The organism is Clavibacter sp. VKM Ac-2872, assembly GCF_015351105.1.
Taxonomy (GTDB): Bacteria; Actinomycetota; Actinomycetes; order Actinomycetales; family Microbacteriaceae; genus Clavibacter.
The window spans coordinates 729934-749784 of the sequence record NZ_JADKRR010000001.1; the positions used below are offsets into that span (position 1 = coordinate 729934).

The 19851-nt window shown below is 73.7% G+C and carries 16 protein-coding genes; 9 read left to right on the forward strand and 7 right to left on the reverse strand.

Going from position 1 to position 19851, the window contains the following annotated elements; all coding sequences use genetic code 11:
- Positions 1–61: 61 nt before the first annotated feature.
- Entirely contained in the window at positions 62–271 is a 210-nt protein-coding gene (locus ITJ40_RS03620; protein ID WP_012037444.1) for a DUF3073 domain-containing protein, read from the reverse strand.
- A gap of 208 nt (positions 272–479) precedes the next feature.
- Between ITJ40_RS03620 and ITJ40_RS03625 the strand changes: the two genes are divergently transcribed.
- Positions 480–1610, forward strand: coding sequence for an FAD-dependent oxidoreductase (locus tag ITJ40_RS03625; RefSeq protein ID WP_194665780.1), 1131 nt, complete (start codon positions 480–482; stop codon positions 1608–1610).
- A gap of 268 nt (positions 1611–1878) precedes the next feature.
- Here ITJ40_RS03625 and ITJ40_RS03630 read toward each other — a convergent pair whose 3' ends face one another.
- Together ITJ40_RS03630 and ITJ40_RS03635 are read right to left on the reverse strand one after the other, a co-directional pair.
- Positions 1879–3939, reverse strand: a complete 2061-nt coding sequence (locus tag ITJ40_RS03630; protein ID WP_194665781.1) for an APC family permease — start codon at positions 3937–3939, stop codon at positions 1879–1881.
- 88 nt (positions 3940–4027) lie between these two features.
- Positions 4028–4693, reverse strand: a complete 666-nt coding sequence (locus tag ITJ40_RS03635; protein WP_194665782.1) for a YitT family protein — start codon at positions 4691–4693, stop codon at positions 4028–4030.
- Positions 4694–4756: 63 nt separating this feature from the next.
- On the opposite strand from ITJ40_RS03635, the gene ITJ40_RS03640 reads away from it, so the two are divergent.
- The 4 genes from ITJ40_RS03640 (at position 4757) to ITJ40_RS03655 (ending at position 10723) form a co-directional block, all read left to right on the forward strand.
- The gene (locus ITJ40_RS03640; protein WP_194665783.1) at positions 4757–6205 is read left to right on the forward strand and encodes a PLP-dependent aminotransferase family protein; all 1449 of its coding nucleotides are present in this window, start codon (positions 4757–4759) and stop codon (positions 6203–6205) included.
- 164 nt (positions 6206–6369) lie between these two features.
- Positions 6370–7341 carry a serine protease gene (locus ITJ40_RS03645; RefSeq protein ID WP_194665784.1) on the forward strand — a complete coding sequence of 324 codons (972 nt, stop codon included), beginning with the start codon at positions 6370–6372 and terminating at the stop codon, positions 7339–7341.
- Between the two features lie 111 nt (positions 7342–7452).
- The gene (glgX, locus tag ITJ40_RS03650; RefSeq protein WP_194665785.1) at positions 7453–9534 is read left to right on the forward strand and encodes a glycogen debranching protein GlgX; all 2082 of its coding nucleotides are present in this window, start codon (positions 7453–7455) and stop codon (positions 9532–9534) included.
- A gap of 127 nt (positions 9535–9661) precedes the next feature.
- Positions 9662–10723, forward strand: a complete 1062-nt coding sequence (locus ITJ40_RS03655) for an FUSC family protein (protein WP_194665786.1) — start codon at positions 9662–9664, stop codon at positions 10721–10723.
- Here ITJ40_RS03655 and ITJ40_RS03660 read toward each other — a convergent pair.
- Genes ITJ40_RS03660 through ITJ40_RS03670 form a run of 3 tightly spaced genes read right to left on the reverse strand, consistent with a single transcriptional unit; the run spans position 10696 to position 11816 of the window.
- Entirely contained in the window at positions 10696–10989 is a 294-nt protein-coding gene (locus tag ITJ40_RS03660; RefSeq protein WP_194665787.1) for a hypothetical protein, read from the reverse strand. The genes ITJ40_RS03655 and ITJ40_RS03660 overlap by 28 nt on opposite strands.
- Before the next feature lie 12 nt (positions 10990–11001).
- Complete coding sequence (locus tag ITJ40_RS03665; protein ID WP_194665788.1) at positions 11002–11400, reverse strand: hypothetical protein; 399 nt, start codon at positions 11398–11400, stop codon at positions 11002–11004.
- Between the two features lie 17 nt (positions 11401–11417).
- The gene (locus ITJ40_RS03670; RefSeq protein WP_194665789.1) at positions 11418–11816 is read right to left on the reverse strand and encodes a DUF2256 and DUF3253 domain-containing protein; all 399 of its coding nucleotides are present in this window, start codon (positions 11814–11816) and stop codon (positions 11418–11420) included.
- 188 nt (positions 11817–12004) lie between these two features.
- On the opposite strand from ITJ40_RS03670, the gene ITJ40_RS03675 reads away from it, so the two are divergent.
- The 3 genes from ITJ40_RS03675 to ITJ40_RS03685 all read left to right on the forward strand — a co-directional run bounded on the left by ITJ40_RS03675 (position 12005) and on the right by ITJ40_RS03685 (position 18397).
- Positions 12005–15259 (forward strand): efflux RND transporter permease subunit, encoded by a 3255-nt coding sequence (locus tag ITJ40_RS03675; protein ID WP_194666940.1) that lies wholly within the window; start codon positions 12005–12007, stop codon positions 15257–15259.
- A 319-nt stretch (positions 15260–15578) separates the two neighbouring features.
- On the forward strand, positions 15579–17768 hold the full coding sequence (locus ITJ40_RS03680) for a DEAD/DEAH box helicase (protein ID WP_194665790.1): 2190 nt from the start codon (positions 15579–15581) through the stop codon (positions 17766–17768).
- Positions 17769–17866: 98 nt separating this feature from the next.
- Positions 17867–18397, forward strand: a complete 531-nt coding sequence (locus ITJ40_RS03685; RefSeq protein WP_370531989.1) for a GNAT family N-acetyltransferase — start codon at positions 17867–17869, stop codon at positions 18395–18397.
- A 14-nt stretch (positions 18398–18411) separates the two neighbouring features.
- On the opposite strand, the gene ITJ40_RS03690 is transcribed toward ITJ40_RS03685, so the two are convergent.
- Complete coding sequence (locus tag ITJ40_RS03690; protein WP_194665792.1) at positions 18412–19134, reverse strand: SDR family oxidoreductase; 723 nt, start codon at positions 19132–19134, stop codon at positions 18412–18414.
- A gap of 90 nt (positions 19135–19224) precedes the next feature.
- Here ITJ40_RS03690 and ITJ40_RS03695 point away from each other — a divergent pair, with 90 nt between their 5' ends.
- Positions 19225–19851: a TetR/AcrR family transcriptional regulator gene (locus ITJ40_RS03695; RefSeq protein ID WP_194665793.1), complete on the forward strand. Its 627-nt coding sequence runs from the start codon at positions 19225–19227 to the stop codon at positions 19849–19851.

The following is a 19851-nucleotide window of genomic DNA, read 5'->3' on the forward strand; positions in this document are numbered from 1 at the left end:
AGCGGACCCGCCTCACGAGGAGACGGGTCGGTGGCTCATCCGGCCGGGGCCGGAGGCGGGATCAGGCGCGCTTCTGCTCGTCGCCCGGGACGTAGGCGTCCGGCTCGTCGGCGTACTCGTCCCACTTGGCGGCCTCGGCCGCGTACTGCTCGTCGACCGCCCCGTGGGTGGTCAGCTCGCGCTCCAGCTGGGTGTAGTCCACATTGGGACTGAACGACTTCAGCTCTCGCGCGATCTTGGTGTGCTTAGCTTTTTGACGGCCGCGCCCCATGCGAGACCCCCTCACGACTCAGGCCCCGACGGGCGGTGACAACGCTGGAATCAGCGGACAGGGATTGGAGAAAACCTAGGGGCTACCCTAACATGTGGCCCTCGTCGTCCCGGGCGTGTCCTCCCCGTCCGGGAGCGCGCAGGCGCATCGTACGACCTCGTCGCTGGGCGGCCATGTGCCGGGGAGCGGGCGCTAGCCTGGTCGTCCCATGAGCTCCGAACCGGTAGAGACCCAGGTCGTGGTCATCGGTGCCGGACAGGCCGGCCTCTCCGTGGCGTACCACCTGCAGCGGCTCGGCCTCCGCATGGGGACCGACGCCGTCGTGCTCGACCGCGGTCCGGCGACGGGCGGCGCGTGGCAGCACAGGTGGGCGGCGCTCCGCCTCGGATCCGCGCACCGCGTGGCCGACCTCCCCGGCATGTCCCAGCTCGGCATCTCGTTCGCGACGGCCGACCGGCGCCTCCCGGCCCGCGACGTCGTCCGCGACCACTACGCCCGCTACGAGCAGCACTTCGACCTGCGGGTCGCCCGCCCGGTGGAGGTGCGCGCGGTGCTCGACGCGGACGCGCCGCCGCCCGCCGCGTCGCGTCGGCGGGCCGCGCATCCGTCGGACTCCGCCCGTCCGCTGCTCGTGCGCGGCACCGACGGCGATCGCGTCGCCCGGCTCGTCGTCAACGCCACCGGCACCTGGGGCGCCCCGTTCATCCCCTCGTACCCCGGGCTCGGGACGTTCCGCGGTCGGCAGCTGCACACGTCCGGCTACCGTGCGGCGGCCGACCTGCGGGGGCTCCGCGTGCTCGTCGTGGGCGGCGGCACCTCCGCCATCGGCTTCCTCCTCGAGCTGGAGGGCGTGGCCGCGCGCGCCATGTGGTCCACGCGTCGTCCCGTCGACTTCCTCGAGGCGGGCGAGCTCGACGTCGAGGCGGCCGTGCGCGCGGTGGACCTGCAGGACCAGGCTGCGCGCGCCGGCGAGGCGCTGCCGAGCATCGTCAGCGGCACGGGCGTGCCGCGCACGCGGCGCATCGTCGCGGGGATCCGGCGCGGGGTGCTCGACAGCCGCGGGCCCATCGCGCGCTTCGAGGAGGACGGCGTCGTCTGGGCGGACGGCGGACGCGACCAGGTCGACGCGGTGATCTGGGCCACCGGCTTCCGGCCCGAGATCCGGCACCTCGCGCCGCTCGGCCTCCGGGAGAAGGAGGGCGGCGTGCGCGTCGAGTCCGGGGTGTCGGCGCGGGATCCGCGGGTGTTCCTCGCGGGCTACGGGCCGCAGGCGTCGACGATCGGCGCGAACCGCGCGGGCCGACGCGTCGCCCGGCAGGTCGTCGCGACCCTCGGCTGACGTGCCGCATCGCCCTCTCGGGCGGCCTCCGCGGATGAGGGGGCGTGAGGGCCGTCGCCGTCTGCGGGAACTCGCGGCGGGGCCCCCACGTCCATCCGGGCCTCACGGGTCGGCCCGGACGTGATCCGACCGGGGCCGGGCGCCCTGCCATAGGGGCACCCATCGTCCGGTCGACCTGCACGACCTCTCGGGGGAAGAGTTCGTGCACCAACGAGTCTACAGACGTGTCCTCCAATTGGAGGACACGGGACCCCGGCGTGCGGTGGGCCTACGGCGTCCGGCGGCCGCTGGTGTGCTTGACGGGCGTGGTCGGAGGCGGGCCGGGGCGGCGCGAGACCGGGCGCACGGGCTCGCCGCGGCGGTCCTGCCCGGGCACGGGGCGCGACCGGCGTCCGTAGATGAGCTCCGACGAGTCGAGCAGCCACGGCACGAGCGCCAGCGTGACGCCGTGCACGAGCAGCAGCTTCTGGCGGATCCGACGGGCCTTGTGGTTGTGCAGCAGCGTCTCCCACCAGTGGCCGACGATGTAGACGGGCGTGTAGACCGTGATGATCTCGCTGCCGTGCTCCGCGCGACGGGACTTCAGGTACTTGATGAGCGGGAAGCTGATGTCGCGGTACGGCGAGGCGACGATGCGCAGCGGCATCTCGATCTCCATCTCGATCCACTGGCGCTCGAGCAGCTTCGTCGCCTCGTCGTCGACGGAGACGTGCACCGCCTCGATGCTGTCGTGGTTCGCCGCGATCGCGTAGTCGAGGGCCTTGAGCACGGGCTTCTGCATCCGGCCGACGAGCACGACCGCGTGGTCGCCCGTGGAGCCGAAGACCGTGACCGGGTCGACCTCGATCTCCTTCTCGACGTCGCGGTAGTAGCGGTTCACGCCGAGCATGAGGAGGAACAGCACCGGCATGATCGCGAAGACGAGCCAGGCGCCGTGCGTGAACTTGGTGATGGTGACGACGATGAGCACGAGCGCGGTGAGCAGCGCGCCGAACGCGTTGATGGCGAGGCCGCGGATCACCTCGCCGCGGTTCGCGCAGCCCTCGCGGAGCATGCGGGTCCAGTGCACGACCATGCCGGTCTGCCCGAGCGTGAACGACACGAAGACGCCGATGATGTAGAGCTGGATGAGCTGCGTGAGGTTCGCCTGGTAGACGACGAGGATCAGCGTCGCGCCGAGCGCCAGCAGCAGCATGCCGTTGCTGTAGACGAGGCGGTCGCCGCGCGTGAGCAGCGACTTGGGCGCGTACGCGTCCTTGGCGAGCACGGAGCCGAGCAGCGGGAACCCGTTGAACGCGGTGTTGGCGGCGAGCAGCAGCACCGCCGCCGTGGTCGCCTGCAGCAGGTAGAACATCACGCTGCCGTCGCCGAACGTCGCGCCGGCGACCTGCGCCATGAGGCTCTTCTGCGGCTCCGTGGCGCAGGCGGTCCAGCCGATGAGATCGCACGGGTGCTCGCCGTAGTGCACCTGCGCGATGAGCGCGAGGGTGGTGAGGCCGACGAACAGCACGATGGCCGTGCCGCCCATGATCACGAGGGTGGCCTGCGCGTTCTTGACCTTGGGCGTGCGGAACGCGGGCACGCCGTTCGAGATCGCCTCGACCCCCGTGAGCGCGGAGCAGCCGCTCGAGAACGCGCGGAGCAGCAGCAGGATGAACGCGACCTGCGACAGGCTCGGCGTGTCGACCGTGTAGGCGGCGGACTCCGCGACGGGCGGGTCGCCGAGCGCCGTGCGGACGAGGCCGACGACGATCATGAGGCCCACGCTCGCGATGAAGAGGTACGTGGGCACCGCGAAGGCCTTGCTCGACTCGCGCACGCCGCGGAGGTTCACGGCCGCGAGGACCGCCACGAAGAAGACCGCGATCTCGACCCGGAACGGCGCGATCTCGGGGACCGCGCTGATGATGTTGTCGACGCCCGAGGCCACCGACACCGCCACCGTGAGGATGTAGTCCACGAGGAGCGCGGACGCGACGACGAGGCCGGCCTTCTCGCCGAGGTTCTTGTGCGCCACCTCGTAGTCGCCGCCGCCGGACGGGTAGGCCTTGATGAGCTGGCGGTAGCTGAGGACCACGACGACCAGCAGGATCACGACGCAGGCCGCGACCCAGGGCGCGAAGCTCAGGAACGCGAGGCCGCCGAGCGTGAGGATGAGGAGCAGCTCCTGCGGCGCGTACGCGACCGAGCTGAGCGGGTCGCTCGCGAAGATGGGGAGCGCGAGGTGCTTGGGGAGCAGCTGGCCCTCGAGCTTGTCGCTGGCGAGCTTCTCGCCGATGAGCAGCCGCTTGGCGGGACTGCTCTCGGGAGCCTGGGGGTCCGGAGTCACGAGCGGCCACGATACATGGCGACGCGCCCGGGCCGCGACGGCGCTGGGCGCGGCCCGTGACCCCGCTGGATCCGCGTCGCCCCGCGGACTATCCGACCGTCGCGACCGGGCCGGTGGGGACGGGTCCCGCGGGGCCGTCCGGGGTGCCGCCGCGCGTGCGTCGGCGGGGCGCCCGGGCGGGGACGGGCAGGTCGAACAGGGGGAGCGCGCGCTGCACGACGGGGCCGATCAGCAGGGCGAACGCGAGCGTGCCGACGCCCACGTCCCCGCCGAGCGCCCAGCCGATCGCGAGCACCACCAGCTCGATGCCGACGCGGACGCGCCAGACCGGCCAGCCCGTCCGGCGGTGGATCCCGGTCATGAGGCCGTCGCGGGGGCCCGGGCCGAAGTGCGCCCCGATGTAGAGGCCCGTCGCGAGGCCGAGGAGCACGAGGCCGGCGGCGAAGAGCGGGATGCGGATCCAGAGGCTGTCGACCGCCGGCACGACGGCGAGCGCGACCTGCGCGCTGTAGCCGACGAAGAGCACGTTGAGGACGGTGCCCCAGCCGGGACGCTGGCGGATGGGGATCCAGAGCAGCAGCACGAGCGCGCCGACGATGTTGGTGACGACGCCGAACGGCAGGTCCGTCTGGATCGCGAGGCCCTGGGCGAGGACGTCCCAGGGCGAGACCCCGATGGCGGCCTGGAGCATCATCCCGATGGCGAAGCCGTAGAGGAAGATGCCGATGGCGAACTGGACTGAGCGTCGGAGCATGTTGGAGATCCAATCGCGTCCGGAGGTTGCGGGACAAGAGGCCAATCGACAGGCTGTGGCCTCATGACCCTCGCCGGATCCGCTCCCTCCATCGTGCTCGGCCCGACCGCCCTCACCGCGCTGCTGGGGGAGTGGGCGCGTCCCGGCAGCCCGGCGTACCAGGCGCTCGCCGACGGGATCAGGCACCTCGTGCTCGACGGGCGCGTGCCCGTGGGGGCGCGGCTCCCCGCCGAGCGCGAGCTCGCGGCCGCGCTCGGGCTGAGCCGCACCACGGTCGCGGCGGCCTACGCGGCGCTGCGCGGGACCGGCCACCTCGCGAGCCGACGCGGCTCGGGCAGCGTGACGCGGATCCCGCGGAGCGCGCCCCGCGCCGAGGCCGACGGATGCGAGGTGGCGGACATGAGCCGCGCCGCCGTGCCCGCGGCTCCCGCGCTCGCCGATGCCGCGATGCGCGCCGCGGCCCGGCTGCCCGCGCACCTCGACGGGCACGGCTACGACGTCGACGGGCTCCCGGAGCTCCGCGAGGCGATCGCGGCCCGCTACCGCGCGCGCGGCCTGCCGACCGAGGCGGACGACGTCATGGTGACGGTCGGCGCGCAGCACGCGATCGGCCTCCTCGCCTCCGTGCTCGTGCACCGCGGCGACCGCGCGCTCGTCGAGCAGCCGAGCTACCCGCACGCGATCCAGGCGCTGCGCGACGCCGGCGCGCGGCTCGTCGGGGCGGGCGTCGGCGCCGACGGCTGGGACGAGGACGTGCTCGCGCAGACGATCCGACGCACGCGGCCCGCGCTCGCCTACCTCATGCCGGACTTCCACAACCCGACCGGGCGGACGATGCCGGAGGATCAGCGGGCGCGGATCGTGGCGCTCGCCGAGGCGCACGGCGTCACCGTGATCGCCGACGAGACGACGGCCGAGCTCGACATCGACCGGGCCGAGTCGCATCCGCCGCTCGCCGTGCACGGGTCGCCGGGCGCGGTCGTGCTCGTGGGGTCAGTGGGGAAGACGGTGTGGGGCGGGCTCCGCGTCGGCTGGATCCGCGCCGGCCGACCGCTGCTCCGCGAGCTGGCGCGGGCCCGCTCGGCCCGTGACCTCGGCACCCCCGTGCTCGAGCAGCTCGTGGTGGCCGAGGTGCTGGGCGGGATGGACGGGATCCTCGCCGAGCGCCGGGCGCGGCTCCGCGAGACGCGCGACCACGTCGAGGTCGAGCTCGCGCGGCGGTTCCCCGGGTGGGAGGTCCCGCACGTCGACGGCGGGCTCGCGGTGTGGGTGGGGATCGGGGCGCCCGTGAGCACGGAGCTCGCGCTGGCCGCGCGGTCGCGGGGCCTGGCGATCACGGGCGGGAGCCGGTTCGGGCACGACGGCGCGTTCGAGCGGTTCCTCCGGATCCCCATCACGTCGCCGCCCGCCGCCACCGACCGGGCGCTCGACATCCTCGAGGACGCCTGGCGCGGCCTGGCACCGGTGGCGGGTCTCGAGCACGACGTGGAGGACCGCTCGATCCTCGTGTGAGGCGCCGCGGTTGGGGACGCCGCCGACGGCGACGGCGCCCCGGGGGGTAGCGTCCAGGCGTCCGCGCGACCTCTCGCGAGCGGCATGCGTCCCTCTGATCCCGGGTCGACGGGTACCGCTCCAGCGGAGCGTCGTGACCCACTCGATCCTGGAGGAAGAACACCATGCGCATCCGTCCGCGATCCACCCCCGCCTCGACCCCGGCGGCCTCCGCCGGCCGGACCCGTCACGCGTACGCCGCGCTGGCGCTCGTCGGCGGCCTCGCCGCCGCCGGTCTCGCGGTGCCGTCCGCCGCATCGGCCGCCGACGCGGCGACCGACGCGACCGTCGTCGTCCCCGCGTCCGCCGACCAGGCCGCCGCCGCGGCGCACTGGACGCCCGCCGCCCGCGCCGCCGCCCTCGCCGCCGACGCCTCGACCGTCGACGCCTCGGCCTCGCGGTACGCGACCCTGTCCACGTCGGCGGACGCGACCGCCGCGGACGCCGCGGCGGTCCCCCACCCCGACCAGCCGTTCGTCGGCGTCCTCTTCTACGTCGCGGGCGGGCGGAACCACGCGTGCACGGCGAGCGTCGTCGACACCCCGACCGGCGACACGATCGCGACCGCCGCCCACTGCCTGGTCGACCAGCGCACCGGCGCCGCGACCCCCCTGGCCACCTTCATCCCCGGCGCGCAGGGCGCCGCGGCGCCGCACGGCATCTGGCCGGTGCGCGTCGCGGCCGTCTCCTCCGCGTGGACCACGAGCGGCCGTCCCTCGGACGACGCCGGGTTCGCGCGCGTGAGCGGCCCCGCGGGCGAGGTGCTCGCGGCGTCGGTCGGCGCGGCCGAGCCCGTCTTCGGATCGACGCTCGTGCCGGCCACCGGCCAGGCGCCGAGCCTCGCGATCCTCGGCTACCCGGCCGCCGGATCCGCCACGGCCGGGCTCGAGGCGTGCCAGGGCCGCCCGCAGCACGACGCCGGCGGTCAGACCTCCCTGCCGTGCGCGCTCGGGAAGGGCGCGGCCGGATCCCCGGTGCTGACGTTCACCGGCGAGCAGCACGCGGTCGTCGCGCGGGCCTCCGCGGGCCGAGGCGTGCTCCTCGCCACGTGGGGCGCGGAGGCGCAGCGCGCCTTCTCCTCGCTCCAGGGGCGGTAGCCGCCCCGCGGGCGGCGGTCCGGTGTCCGCCGAGCGCCGGACACCGGACCGCCGCCTGGGGATCGCCCTTCGTGCACGAAGGAGTTGGGCGGGCGCGAGCATACTGAACCGGTGACCATCGACCTGCCTCCCATCAGCCGCTCCTACATCAGCCGCCCGTACCCGCTCGGCGCGACCGTCGTCGCCCGCGACGGCGGTCTGCCCAGCGGCCTCAACGTCGCCGTGTACTCCGAGACCGCCGAGGCGGTGGAGGTGTGCGTCTTCGACGACGACGGCACCGAGTCCCGCACGCGCCTCTCCGAGCGCACCGGCCACGTGTTCCACGGCCTCGTCGAGGGCGCCGGCATCGGCACCCGCTACGGCCTCCGCGTCCACGGCGAGTGGGACCCGTCCCGCGGCCTGCGCCACAACCCGGCCAAGCTCCTGCTCGACCCCTACGCCATCGCGATCGAGGGCCACCCCACCTGGGGTGAGGACGTCTTCGCGCACACGTTCGACGACCCGTCCGCCATCAACGAGGCGGACTCCGCCGCGTCCATGCCCCGCTCCGTCGTGGCCGACCGCCGCTTCGACTGGGAGGACGACGAGGCGCCGCGCACCCCGCTCGACGAGACCGTCGTCTACGAGGTGCACGTGAAGGGCTTCACGCAGCAGCTCGAGTCGGTGCCCGAGGAGATCCGCGGCACGTACGCCGGCCTCGCGCACCCCAGCGCCATCGAGTACCTCACCGACCTCGGCGTCACGAGCGTCGAGCTCCTGCCCGTGCACCACTTCATGCAGGACTCGCACCTCGAGGAGAAGGGCCTGCGCAACTACTGGGGCTACAACTCGATCGGCTTCCTCGCGCCGTACTCCGACTACAGCTCCGCGGGCGACGGCGGCCAGCAGGTCGCGGAGTTCAAGGAGATGGTGAAGGCGCTGCACGCCGCCGGCCTTGAGGTGATCCTCGACGTGGTCTACAACCACACCGCCGAGGGCAACCACATGGGCCCGTCGCTGTCGCTCAAGGGCATCGACAACGCCTCCTACTACCGGCTCGTGGAGGGCGACGAGGCGTCGTACTTCGACACCACCGGCACGGGCAACAGCCTCAACGTCGGCCACCCGGCCGCGCTCGCGCTCATCATGGACTCGCTGCGCTACTGGGTCGAGGAGATGCACGTCGACGGCTTCCGCTTCGACCTCGCCACCACGCTCACGCGCCAGGACGGCGACGCCGAGCTGCACAGCGCGTTCCTCACCCTGATCCACCAGGACCCGGTGCTCGCGCCCGTGAAGATGATCGCCGAGCCGTGGGACACCGCCGGATACCAGGTCGGCGGGTTCCCCGCGGACTGGTCGGAGTGGAACGGGAAGTTCCGCGACGACGTGCGCGACTTCTGGCACAGCGGGCAGAACGTGCTCGGCGCGCTCGCCCAGCGGATCACCGGCAGCCCGGACGTGTACGAGTCCGGCCGCCGCTCGCCGCTGTGCAGCGTGAACTTCATCACGGCGCACGACGGCTTCACGCTCGCCGACCTCACGTCCTACGACGAGAAGCACAACGAGGCCAACGGCGAGGACAACAACGACGGCGAGAGCGACAACCGCTCCTCCAACGCCGGCGTCGAGGGGCCGACGGACGACCCCGAGGTCAACGCGATCCGCGACCGCCAGCGCCGCAACATGCTCGGCACGCTGCTGCTGTCGTCGGGCGTGCCGATGGTGCTCGGCGGCGACGAGATCGCGCGCACGCAGGGCGGCAACAACAACGCCTACTGCCAGGACGACGAGATCTCGTGGTTCGACTGGGCGAACGCGGACCGCGATCTCCAGGACTTCACGCGGAAGCTGATCCGCCTGCGTCGCGGCAACCGGGCGTTGCGTCCCATCTGGTTCCGCGGCGACGACGTCGAGGGCGCGAAGGAGGCCGTGCGCTTCATCCGGGCCGACGGCGCCACGCTGAATCCGGAGGACTGGACCGACCCGAACGCCTTCAGCATCGGCGTCATCATGAAGGGCAAGGACAGCGACGCGTTCTTCGTCGCGTTCAACGCGGCCGAGGGCCCGGTCGAGTTCCAGCTGCCCGAGGGGATCGGCGTCTCGTGGCACCTCGCCATCTCGTCGGACGCCGAGCAGAACGTGACCGAGGACGCGACGAGCATCCTCGTGCGCGACCGCTCGTTCACCGTGCTGCGGGCCGCGCGCTCCTAGCCGCACCCGCGAGATCGACCGACGCGCCCTCGGGATTCCGGGGGCGCGTCGGCGCGTCCGGGGCGGGCGCCGGGCGGGCGTACCGTGGGGATGCCCCGTTTCCGCTCCCGGGGAGATCGGACCCCGTGTGACGTCATCGCCCGCCCCCAGGCCGCCGTCGACCCGGACGCTCGACCTCGAGGCCGCGATGCGCGCGAGCGTCGGCCTTCTCGTGCCGCTCGTCGTGCTGCTCGCGATCGACCGGCTCGACCTCGCCCTGTACGCGTCGTTCGGCGCCTTCACCGGGCTCTACGGGCGGAACGAGCGGTACCGGCTGCGGCTCGCGAGCGTGGGCGCCGGGGCCGGGATGATGCTCGTCGCGATCTCCACCGGCGTGCTGCTGGCGCTCGCCGACGCGCCGCTCGCGCTCGAGGCCGTGGGGCTCGCGATCGTGCTGGGCGGGGCGTCCCTCGTGTCGACGGCCATGAGCCTCGTGCCGCCGCATCCGCTCTTCCCCGTGTTCGGGCTCGTCGTCTGCGCGGCCGTGCCGGTGGACGCGGCCCAGGCGCGCGACGCGCTCGTGACGGCGATCGCCGCGATCCTGTTCTCCGCGGGCGTGTGCATGTCCGGCTGGCTGCTGCGGCGGTGGGCGCCGGACGCGCACGCGCACCGGTTCCGCGCGCTGCCGCGGATCCCCGTGCGCGACGCCGCCGTGCACCGCGACCCGGCCGCGTGGACCGCGGTGGTCGCCAACGTCGTCGGGGCGCTCGTGGCGGGCGCGATCGCGGTGGCGCTCGGCCTCGGGCACCACTACTGGGCGGTCGTGACGCTCGTCGCGGTGCTGCCCGTGGTGCGCGGACCGCTGTCCTTCACGCGCGTGGCGCACCGGGTTCTCGGGACGCTCGCCGGGTCGGTCGTGGCCGCGGGGATCCTCGCGCTGCACCTGCCGGCGCCCGCCGTGATCGCCGTCGCCGTCGCGTGCCAGTTCGCCGCCGAGCTCGCGGTCGGGAAGCACTACGGGCTGGCGCTCGTCTTCATCACGCCGCTCGCGCTCGTGATGGGCGGCCTCGGCCGGACGCTGCCGGTGCTGCCGCTCGTCGCGGACCGGGTGGTCGACACGGTCGTGGGCGCGGCGGTCGGCGTGCTCGTGATCCTCGTGCTGCGCACGCTGGCGGCGCGGCGTCAGCGGCCGGCGGCGGGGACACCGTAGCGGCGGACGACGCAGAGGATGCCGCCGGTCAGCGCGAGCGCCGCGACGGCGCCGCAGAGGAGCGCCTGCCGGCCGAGCGCCTCGTACTCGGGCGAGGTCGCGATGCCGTAGTCGGCCGGGGGCAGCTCGTCGATGAGGATGGTGCTCTGGGCCAGCGTGACGGCGGCGAGCAGCGCGGCGGACACGAGGACCGCAAAGCAGAGCACGGCGCCGGCGACCAGCAGCCGGTCGCGGGAGCGACCCGGGCTGGCGGATGCGGCGGCCATGGCGCGACGGGCCTAGGGGAGGACCGTGGTGCTCCAGCCGTAGATGCGGCCGTTCGCGCCGAAGAGGTTCCAGCCGTCGGCGCAGGTGACCGTCGCGGGGTCGATCTCCGGCGGCCACCAGGTGTCCTGGATGGCGCTCATCTGCAGGTCGGTGCAGCCGCCGGGCGCGGGCGCGGGCGTCGCGGTCTGGACGGCGACGATGCTGCCGGCCTTCGCCTCGGACTTGGTGCGGATGAGGGTGCCGTCGGCCGGGATCCACGTCGGCATCGCCGTGCCGAGCGCGGTCTGGGCGTCCGCCGTGGTCGCGTAGATCTCGGTGGTGGGCGACGTGAACTGCGCGCTGGCCCCGCATCCGGACAGGAGCGCCGCGCTCGCGACGGCGGCCAGGACGGTGAGGGTCGGTCGATGCATCCCCCTAGTGTGCCTCGTCAGCGGCGGCGGCGGATCCGGATGGGCCCCTTGGCGGTGGAGGGATCGACGACCGACCCCTTCTGGGTGATCTCCACCTCGCCCACCTCGACGAGTCGTCGGGCCGCGCGTCGGGCGGGCTCCATGAGCTCGCGCCAGTCGTCGGGCGACTCCGCGCGGGCGGCCTCGGACGGGCAGATCGTGGCGCCGCCGGCGCGGTGCGCGAGGAGGTCGAGGATCCGCCGCTCGAGCCGCGCGTCGACGTCGGTGACGCCCCGGCGTCGGCACGCGTCGCTGCAGTAGCGCACCTGATCCCAGTCGCGCTCCCACTTCTTGCGCCACTCGACGGTGCGGCCGCACGAGGCGCAGGTCTTGGGCTCGGGGACGGTGTCCTTCGTGCTCGATGCCCGGTGCGCCATCCCTCCAGCATGCTCCGCGGACAGGGGCGATGGCGGGATGCGATGACGCACTACTGAAAACCCGGCGCGAGCGGGGATTTCCCGACGCCGGATGCGATACTTCCCCCACGGGGCGGGTTCCCGGTGCGGGCGATCAGCGGTCCGAGCGACCGCCGCACCCGCGGCCCGCGTCCCACAAGGAGCACCCCCTGCATCTCCTCTCCGTCTTCAGCCTCCGCAACCGGGCACTGATCGCGCTCATCACGATCGTCATCGGGGTGTTCGGCGGCATCGCGCTGACGACGCTCAAGCAGGAGCTCATCCCGTCGGTGTCGTTCCCGCAGCTCGCGGTCGTCACGGCGTACCCGGGCGCGTCGCCCGCGGTCGTGGACACCGACGTGTCGACGCCCATCGAGCGCGCCATCCAGGCGGTCCCGGGCCTCGAGTCCTCCACCGCGACCTCGCGCACCGACTCGTCCGTCATCTCCGCGTCGTTCACCTACGGCACCGACCTCGCGACGGCCGAGCAGAAGATCGACCAGGCCATCAACCGGATCCGCACCACGCTGCCCGACGGGATCGACCCGGTCGTGATCGCGGGCAGCATCGACGACCTGCCGGTGATCCAGATCGCCGTCACGAGCGACCTCAGCCCGCAGGACCTCACGGCCGCGCTCGAGCGGTCGACGCTCGGGGACATCCGCAAGCTCGCGGGCGTGCGCGACGCGAGCCTGCTCGGCACGGTCGGGCAGCGCGTGGTCATCACCCCGGATCCCGCCAAGTTGCAGGCCGAGGGCCTCTCGAACCAGGCCATCCGCGACGCGCTCGACGCGAACGGGAAGCTCCTCCCCGCCGGCTCGGTGACGGAGGACGGCACCACGCTGTCGGTGCAGTCGGGGACGCGCCTCGGATCCACGCAGGACCTCGCCTCGCTGCCGCTGCTGGGCGCGGCGGGCGGGCGTCAGCTCACGATCGGCGACGTCGCGACCGTGGAGCTCGGACAGGACCCGACCACCGGCATCTCGCGCGTCGACGGCCAGCCGTCCCTCACCATCGCGGTGACGAAGACGCCAGCGGGCAACACGGTCGACGTGTCGCACCTCGTCACCCAGCTGCTGCCGCAGCTCTCCGACGACCTGGGGAGCAACACGAAGTTCACCGTCGTGTTCGACCAGGCGCCGTTCATCGAGCAGTCGATCTCGAGCCTCACCACCGAGGGCCTGCTCGGCCTCGTGTTCGCGGTGCTCGTGATCCTCGTCTTCCTCATGTCGATCCGGTCGACCATCGTGACCGCGATCTCCATCCCGGCGTCCGTGCTCATCACCTTCATCGGGATGCTCGCCTCCGGCTACACGCTCAACATCATCACGCTCGGCGCGCTCACGATCGCGGTCGGGCGCGTGGTCGACGACTCGATCGTGGTGATCGAGAACATCAAGCGGCACCTCTCCTTCACGCCCGACCGGCTGGACGCGATCCGCGCGGCCGTGCGGGAGGTCGCGGGCGCGGTCACGGCCTCGACCGCGACGACCGTCGCGGTGTTCCTGCCCATCGCGCTCGTCGGCGACATCACGGGCGAGCTCTTCCGGCCCTTCGCGCTGACCGTGACCATCGCGCTCGCCGCGTCGCTGTTCGTCGCGCTGACGATCGTGCCGGTGCTCGCGTACTGGTTCCTGCGGCCCGAGGGCGAGTCGCGTCGGGCGCGGAGGAAGGCCGCCGCGGCGGCCGCGGCGGAGACCACGCGCACGGGCGCGCACGCCGCCGTCCGGGGATCCACCGACGACCGGGGGCGCTCGGGCCGACGGGCGCGCGGATCGCACGCCGCGGACGGCGAGAGCGGCAGTGAGGGCATCGGCGCCCCGACGCGCCTCCAGCGCGGCTACCGGCCCATCCTCGCCTGGACGCTCAAGCACTCGGCGGTGACGCTGGTCCTCGCGATCCTCGTGCTCGGCGGCACCGTGGCGCTCATCCCGAGCATGAAGACCAACTTCCTCGGCGACAGCGGGCAGAACACGCTCACCGTCTCGCAGGAGCTGCCGAGCGACACGAGCCTCGAGGCGCAGGACACCGCGGCCACGAAGGTGGAGCAGGCGCTCATCGGCGTGCAGGGCGTCGACACCGTGCAGACCTCGATCGGCTCGGACAGCACCTCGCTCACCTCGGCGTTCGGGGGCGGCGGCGGGATCACGTTCGCGCTCACCACCGACGCGGACGCCGACCAGGACGCCATCCGCGAGCGCGTGCGCACCGCGGTCGACGGCCTCACCGACGTGGGCGACGTGTCGCTCGCGGCGTCGTCGGGCGGGTTCTCCTCGAGCGACATCACCGTGGAGATCACCGCCAACGACTCCGACGACCTCACGACCTCGGCCGACGCGGTCCTCGCGGCCGTCAAGGACATCCCGTCCATCGAGCAGGCCACGAGCAACCTCTCGGAGACGCAGCCGTACATCGCGGTGACCGTCGACCGGGCCAAGGCCGCGGCTGCCGGGCTCAGCGAGCAGGCCGTGGGCGGCATCGTCACGGCGAGCCGCCTGCCGGCCGCGGTCGGGCAGGTCGTCATCGACGAGAAGACGCTCTCCATCTACATCCAGGACCCGGACGCCGCGCAGAGCCTGCAGGGGCTGCGCGACTTCCGGATCCCCACCGCGCGCGGCTTCGTGCCGCTCAGCGACCTCGCGACCGTCGAGGTGACCGACGGCCCAGCGACCGTCACGACCACGGGCGGGTTCCGCAGCGCGACCGTGAGCGCGACGCCCGGCAGCGACGACGTGGGCTTCGCCTCGTCCGAGGTCTCGCAGGCCGTCGCGGGCGTGCAGCTGCCGGCCGGCGCGCAGGCGTCGCTCGGCGGCGTCGCATCGCAGCAGTCGAACGCGTTCGGGCAGCTCGGGCTCGCGGTGCTGGCGGCGATCCTGATCGTCTACATCATCATGGTCGCGACGTTCCGGAGCCTCATCCAGCCGCTCGTGCTGCTCGTCTCGGTGCCGTTCGCGGCGACCGGCGCGGTGCTGCTGCAGGTGGTGACGGGGATCCCGCTGGGCGTCGCGTCGATCATCGGCCTGCTGATGCTCGTGGGCATCGTGGTGACCAACGCGATCGTGCTCATCGACCTCGTGAACCAGTACCGGACGCGCGGCATGGCGCTCCGCGAGGCGATCCTGCAGGGTGCGGGGCGCCGGCTCCGGCCCATCCTCATGACGGCGCTGGCGACGATCTTCGCGCTGCTGCCGCTCGCGATCGGGCTCACCGGGCACGGCGGGTTCATCTCGCAGCCGCTCGCGATCGTCGTGATCGGCGGCCTGCTCTCGTCCACCGTGCTGACCCTGCTCGTGCTGCCGTCGCTGTACTCGCTCGTCGAGCGCGCGGGCCTCAGGATCCGGGCGCGCGGCGAGCGGAAGCGGGCCGAGCGCGGGCTGCCGGCGGGCGGATCCGCGTCGACGACCGAGGCCGGCGCCGCGGGCTGACCCCGCTCCCGACCCCGCCCGGGGGCGCCGCGGGGCGCGCCCGGGCGGAGCGCTGCCCTGGTGCCCGGGGCGCCGGTCCGGTAGTGTGCTCCAGTCGGCTCTTGACACCGCTACCGGACCATCCATCCGGGCGGATCGGATTTGTCAGTCAGGTGGGCCGGTTTCCCCCTCTCGTTCCGCAGAGGGGTACGTCACGCGATGACACGGCCCCCGGTCGACGACTGCCCGGGTTGAGAGCAGCTCTGCGCACCCTGATCCTGTAGCGCGCTGCTTCGCACATGCGCATTGTCATGCATCCGAGCAGAACGAGGAATCCCTCATGCCCTACAACAACGACTCCCCGCGCGGCGCCAAGCGCGCCCCCGCGGGATCCCGCAGCCCGAACCACCGCGGCTACAACTCCGATCCCGCGCCCAAGAAGCAGCGCTGGAACGCCGACGAGCGCGCGCAGCGCTCCGGCCAGGACGACCGCCCCCAGCGCGGCGGCGCCGCCCGTCCCGCGCGCGGCGGCGACCGCCCCAACTGGGAGCCCCGCGCCGAGCGCCCCGCCGGTCGCGGCGAGCGTCCCGCGTATGGCGACCGCCCGAACCGCGCCGGCCAGCGTCCCGAGCGCGGCGACGCCCGCCCGCAGCGCGGCGAGCGTCCCTCGTACGGCGGCGGGAACGACCGCGGCCAGCGCAGCGAGCGTCCCTCGTACGGCGCCGAGCGCGGACAGCGCTCCGAGCGTCCGTCGTACGGGAACTCGCGTCCCGACCGTGGCGGCGAGCGCTCCGAGCGTCCGTCCTACAACGACCGCGCGCCGCGCAACGACCGTCCGTCGTACGGGAACGACCGGCCGCAGCGGTCGGAGCGTCCGTCGTACAACGACCGTCCGGCTCGTTCGGAGCGCCCCGCGTACAACGACCGCGCCGAGCGTCCCTCGTACGGCGACCGCGCCCCGCGGTCCGAGCGTCCGTCGTACAACGACCGGAATGCTCGCACGGAGCGCCCGTCGTACAACGACTCCCGTCCGGCGCGCACGGAGCGCCCGTCGTACGGCGACCGCGCCGAGCGATCGGAGCGTCCCGCGTACAACGACCGCCCGGCCCGCACGGAGCGCCCGTCGTACAACGACCGCCCGCAGCGCTCCGAGCGTCCGTCCTACGGCGACCGCCCCCAGCGCTCCGAGCGTCCCTCCTACGGCGACCGCCCGCAGCGCACCGAGCGCCCGTCCTACGACGACGCCCGCCCCAAGCGCGACAGCGACTTCTACCCGAGCAAGGAGGGCGCCCCGCGCCACGCTCCCGCCGAGGACGTCGTGCTCGAGCGCCTCGAGGCCCAGGCCACCACGGCCAAGGACGTCGACGGCGTGACCTTCGCGGCGCTCGGCCTCGGCCAGAACATCGTCCGCGTGCTCGAGGAGCTGGGCGCGGCGAGCCCGTTCCCCATCCAGGCCGCCACGATCCCCGACGTGCTCGCGGGGCGCGACGTGCTCGGCCGCGGCCGCACCGGATCCGGCAAGACCATCGCGTTCGGCGCGCCCCTCGTGGAGCGCCTGCTCGAGAACGACGGCGCGAAGAACCGCAAGATGGGCCGCAAGCCCCGCGCGCTGATCCTCGCCCCGACGCGCGAGCTCGCCATGCAGATCGACCGCACCGTGCAGCCCATCGCCCGCTCGGTGGGCCTGTTCACGACCACGATCTTCGGCGGCGTGCCGCAGTTCAAGCAGGTCGGTGCGTTGCAGCGCGGCGTCGACATCCTCATCGCGACCCCCGGCCGCCTCGAGGACCTCATCGACCAGGGCCGCCTCGACCTCTCGGAGATCGTGGTCACGGTCCTCGACGAGGCCGACCACATGTGCGACCTCGGCTTCCTCGAGCCCGTGCAGCGGATCCTCCGCCAGGTGAAGAAGGACGGCCAGCGCCTGCTCTTCTCCGCCACGCTCGACAAGGGCGTCGCGACGCTCGTCAACGAGTTCCTGCCGTCGCCCAGCGTCCACGAGGTCGCGGGCGAGGACCAGGCGTCGTCGACCATCGACCACCGCGTGCTCCTCATCGAGCAGCGCGACAAGGCCGCGATCATCGAGCAGCTCTCGTCGGGCGAGGGCAAGACGCTGATCTTCGCCCGCACCCGCGCGTTCGCCGAGCAGCTCGCCGACCAGCTCGAGGACGCCGGCATCCCGGCAACGTCGCTGCACGGCGACCTCAACCAGGCGCGCCGCACGCGCAACCTGCAGCTCCTCACGAGCGGCAAGGTCCGCGTGCTCGTGGCGACCGACGTCGCCGCCCGCGGCATCCACGTGGACGACATCGGGCTGGTCATCCAGGCCGACGCGCCCGATGAGTACAAGAGCTACCTCCACCGCGCCGGCCGTACGGGCCGCGCGGGCAAGCAGGGCACCGTCGTGACGCTGATCACGAAGGCCCGCCGCCGTCGCATGGACGACCTCCTGGGCCGCGCCGAGATCAAGGCGACGACGGTCATGGCCGCCGCCGGGGACCGAGTCATCGCGGACCTCGCGCGCGTCTAGCGCCCACGCACGACAACGACGGCCGTCCCACCCCTCAGCGGGGTGGGGCGGCCGTCGTCGTGCGCGTGGCGTGCACGCGGTCTGGCATCCTCGATGGCGTGCCCGACCGGATCCGCCTGCTGACGCCCGACGACGCCCCCGCCCTGTCCGAGCTGCGCCTGCGGAGCCGCGCGTTCCTCGCGCCGTGGGAGCCGATCCGGCATCCCGACCACGACACCCCCGCCGGTCAGCGCGCCGACGTCGAGGCGGCGCTCGCGCAGCACGCGCGCGGGCAGTGCGTGCCGCTCGCGATCGTCGACGACGACGGAGCGGTGGCCGGGCGCATCACCCTCAGCACCATCGTCCGGGGCGCGTTCGAGTCGTGCGCCATGGGCTACTGGCTGGCCGCCGACCGCACGGGTCGCGGCCTCGCGACCTCCGCCGTCGAGGCCGCGGTCGCCCTCGCGTTCGGCGAGCTCGGGCTGCACCGGGTCGAGGCGGGCACGCTCCTCGGCAACCGCGCGTCGCAGGCGGTGCTCGCCCGCGCGGGCTTCACGCGGTACGGGCTCGCCTCGCGCTACCTCCGCATCGCGGGGGAGTGGCAGGACCACGTGCTCTTCCAGCGGCTGGCGGACGAGCCGGCCGTCTGACCCGGGTCAGCGGGTCAGCGCGACCCGCCGTACGCCGCCGGCACCAGGTCCATCCGGGCGTCGCCGCTCGCGATGAGCGCGAGCACGGCGTCGGCGACCGTCTCGGGGGTGTCGAAGGTCGCGCCCGCGGTCATCGCCTCGGCCTCGGCGCGGCCCGCGCGGATCGAGGTCATGAACTCGGTCTCGGTCGCGAACGGGATGAGCGTCGAGACGACGATGCCCGTGCCCTCCAGCTCCGCGCGGGCGATCGCCGACAGGCGCTCCAGCGCGATCTTCGACGCGACGTAGCCGCCCGTGCCGGGCACGTCGGCGAAGGTCGTGCCCGAGCTGACGTTCACGATCGCGCCGGCGCCCTGCGCGCGCATCGTCGGGATCACCGCCTGCATCGCCGCGAGGGGCGCGACGAGGTTCAGCTCGAGGACGGCGCGGAGGTCGTCGAGCGCGAGGTCCTCGATGGACGACTGGAGGCCCTGGCCCGCGTTGTTCACGAGCACGTCGATGCGGCCGAAGGCGTCGCGGGCGGCCCGCGCGAGCGCGGCGACGTCGCCCGCGTCCGTCACGTCGCAGCGCACCGCGATCGCGTCGCCGCCGATCTCCTGCGCCAGCGCGTGGATCCGCTCCTCCCGCCGGGCCGCGAGCACCACCCGCGCACCCGCGGCGGCGGCTGCCCGTGCCGTGGCCGCGCCGATGCCCGACGACGCTCCGGTGATGACGACGACCGCGTCCTGGATCTGCATGGCTCCTCCTCCTGCGACCGCGATGCGGTCTGCGGAATGAAACGATACTCCCGAGTAGCGGAACTCCGCGACGGGCCTATCCTGGTCCGGATGGACACGCCGGCCCCCGCACCCCGACCCCGCGTCGGCCGGCCCGTCGACCGCTCGGGCGACGCCGCGATCCTCGCCGCCGCCCTCGACCTCGTCGCCGAGCGGGACTACGACGGCATGGCCCTCGACGAGGTCGCCGCCCGCACCGGACGCGCGAAGACCACGATCTACCGGCGCTGGGCGACGAAGGAGGACCTCGTGCTCGCCGCGATCCGCAGCGTCGGCCGCCCGCCCGAGGCCGAGACCCTGCCCGACACCGGATCCCTGCGCGACGACCTCCTGGCCGTCGTCGACTCGGGCTGGCTCGGCGGCCCCGACCGCCGCGCGGCCGTGTTCGCCGGACTCGCGCCCGCGATGCGCGGCTCCGAGCGCCTGGCGCGGGCGATCCGCTCCGAGGTCACGGATCCGTACGTCGAGGTCTACGGCCGCCTGCTCCGTCGCGGGGTCGAGCGGGGCGAGGCGCCCGCGCGCTCCGCCGCCGCCCTGGCGATGCTCGCCGAGGTCGTCCCGGCGATGAGCACGCAGCGGCTCGCCGCCGGCCGCGGACCGGTGCGACGCGCGTTCTTCGTCGCGGTGGTCGACGAGGTGCTGCTGCCCGCGCTCGGCGTCGCGGCAGCCGCCGGATAG

Bases quoted from the DNA above. Each gene is read 5' to 3' on its own strand.
- ITJ40_RS03620 (WP_012037444.1), bottom strand. From the start codon at position 271: ATGGGGCGCGGCCGTCAAAAAGCTAAGCACACCAAGATCGCGCGAGAG.
- ITJ40_RS03625 (WP_194665780.1), top strand. From the start codon at position 480: ATGAGCTCCGAACCGGTAGAGACCCAGGTCGTGGTCATCGGTGCCGGA.
- ITJ40_RS03635 (WP_194665782.1), bottom strand. From the start codon at position 4,693: ATGCTCCGACGCTCAGTCCAGTTCGCCATCGGCATCTTCCTCTACGGC.
- ITJ40_RS03640 (WP_194665783.1), top strand. From the start codon at position 4,757: ATGACCCTCGCCGGATCCGCTCCCTCCATCGTGCTCGGCCCGACCGCC.
- ITJ40_RS03645 (WP_194665784.1), top strand. From the start codon at position 6,370: ATGCGCATCCGTCCGCGATCCACCCCCGCCTCGACCCCGGCGGCCTCC.
- ITJ40_RS03660 (WP_194665787.1), bottom strand. From the start codon at position 10,989: ATGGCCGCCGCATCCGCCAGCCCGGGTCGCTCCCGCGACCGGCTGCTG.
- ITJ40_RS03665 (WP_194665788.1), bottom strand. From the start codon at position 11,400: ATGCATCGACCGACCCTCACCGTCCTGGCCGCCGTCGCGAGCGCGGCG.
- ITJ40_RS03670 (WP_194665789.1), bottom strand. From the start codon at position 11,816: ATGGCGCACCGGGCATCGAGCACGAAGGACACCGTCCCCGAGCCCAAG.
- ITJ40_RS03680 (WP_194665790.1), top strand. From the start codon at position 15,579: ATGCCCTACAACAACGACTCCCCGCGCGGCGCCAAGCGCGCCCCCGCG.
- ITJ40_RS03690 (WP_194665792.1), bottom strand. From the start codon at position 19,134: ATGCAGATCCAGGACGCGGTCGTCGTCATCACCGGAGCGTCGTCGGGC.
- ITJ40_RS03695 (WP_194665793.1), top strand. From the start codon at position 19,225: ATGGACACGCCGGCCCCCGCACCCCGACCCCGCGTCGGCCGGCCCGTC.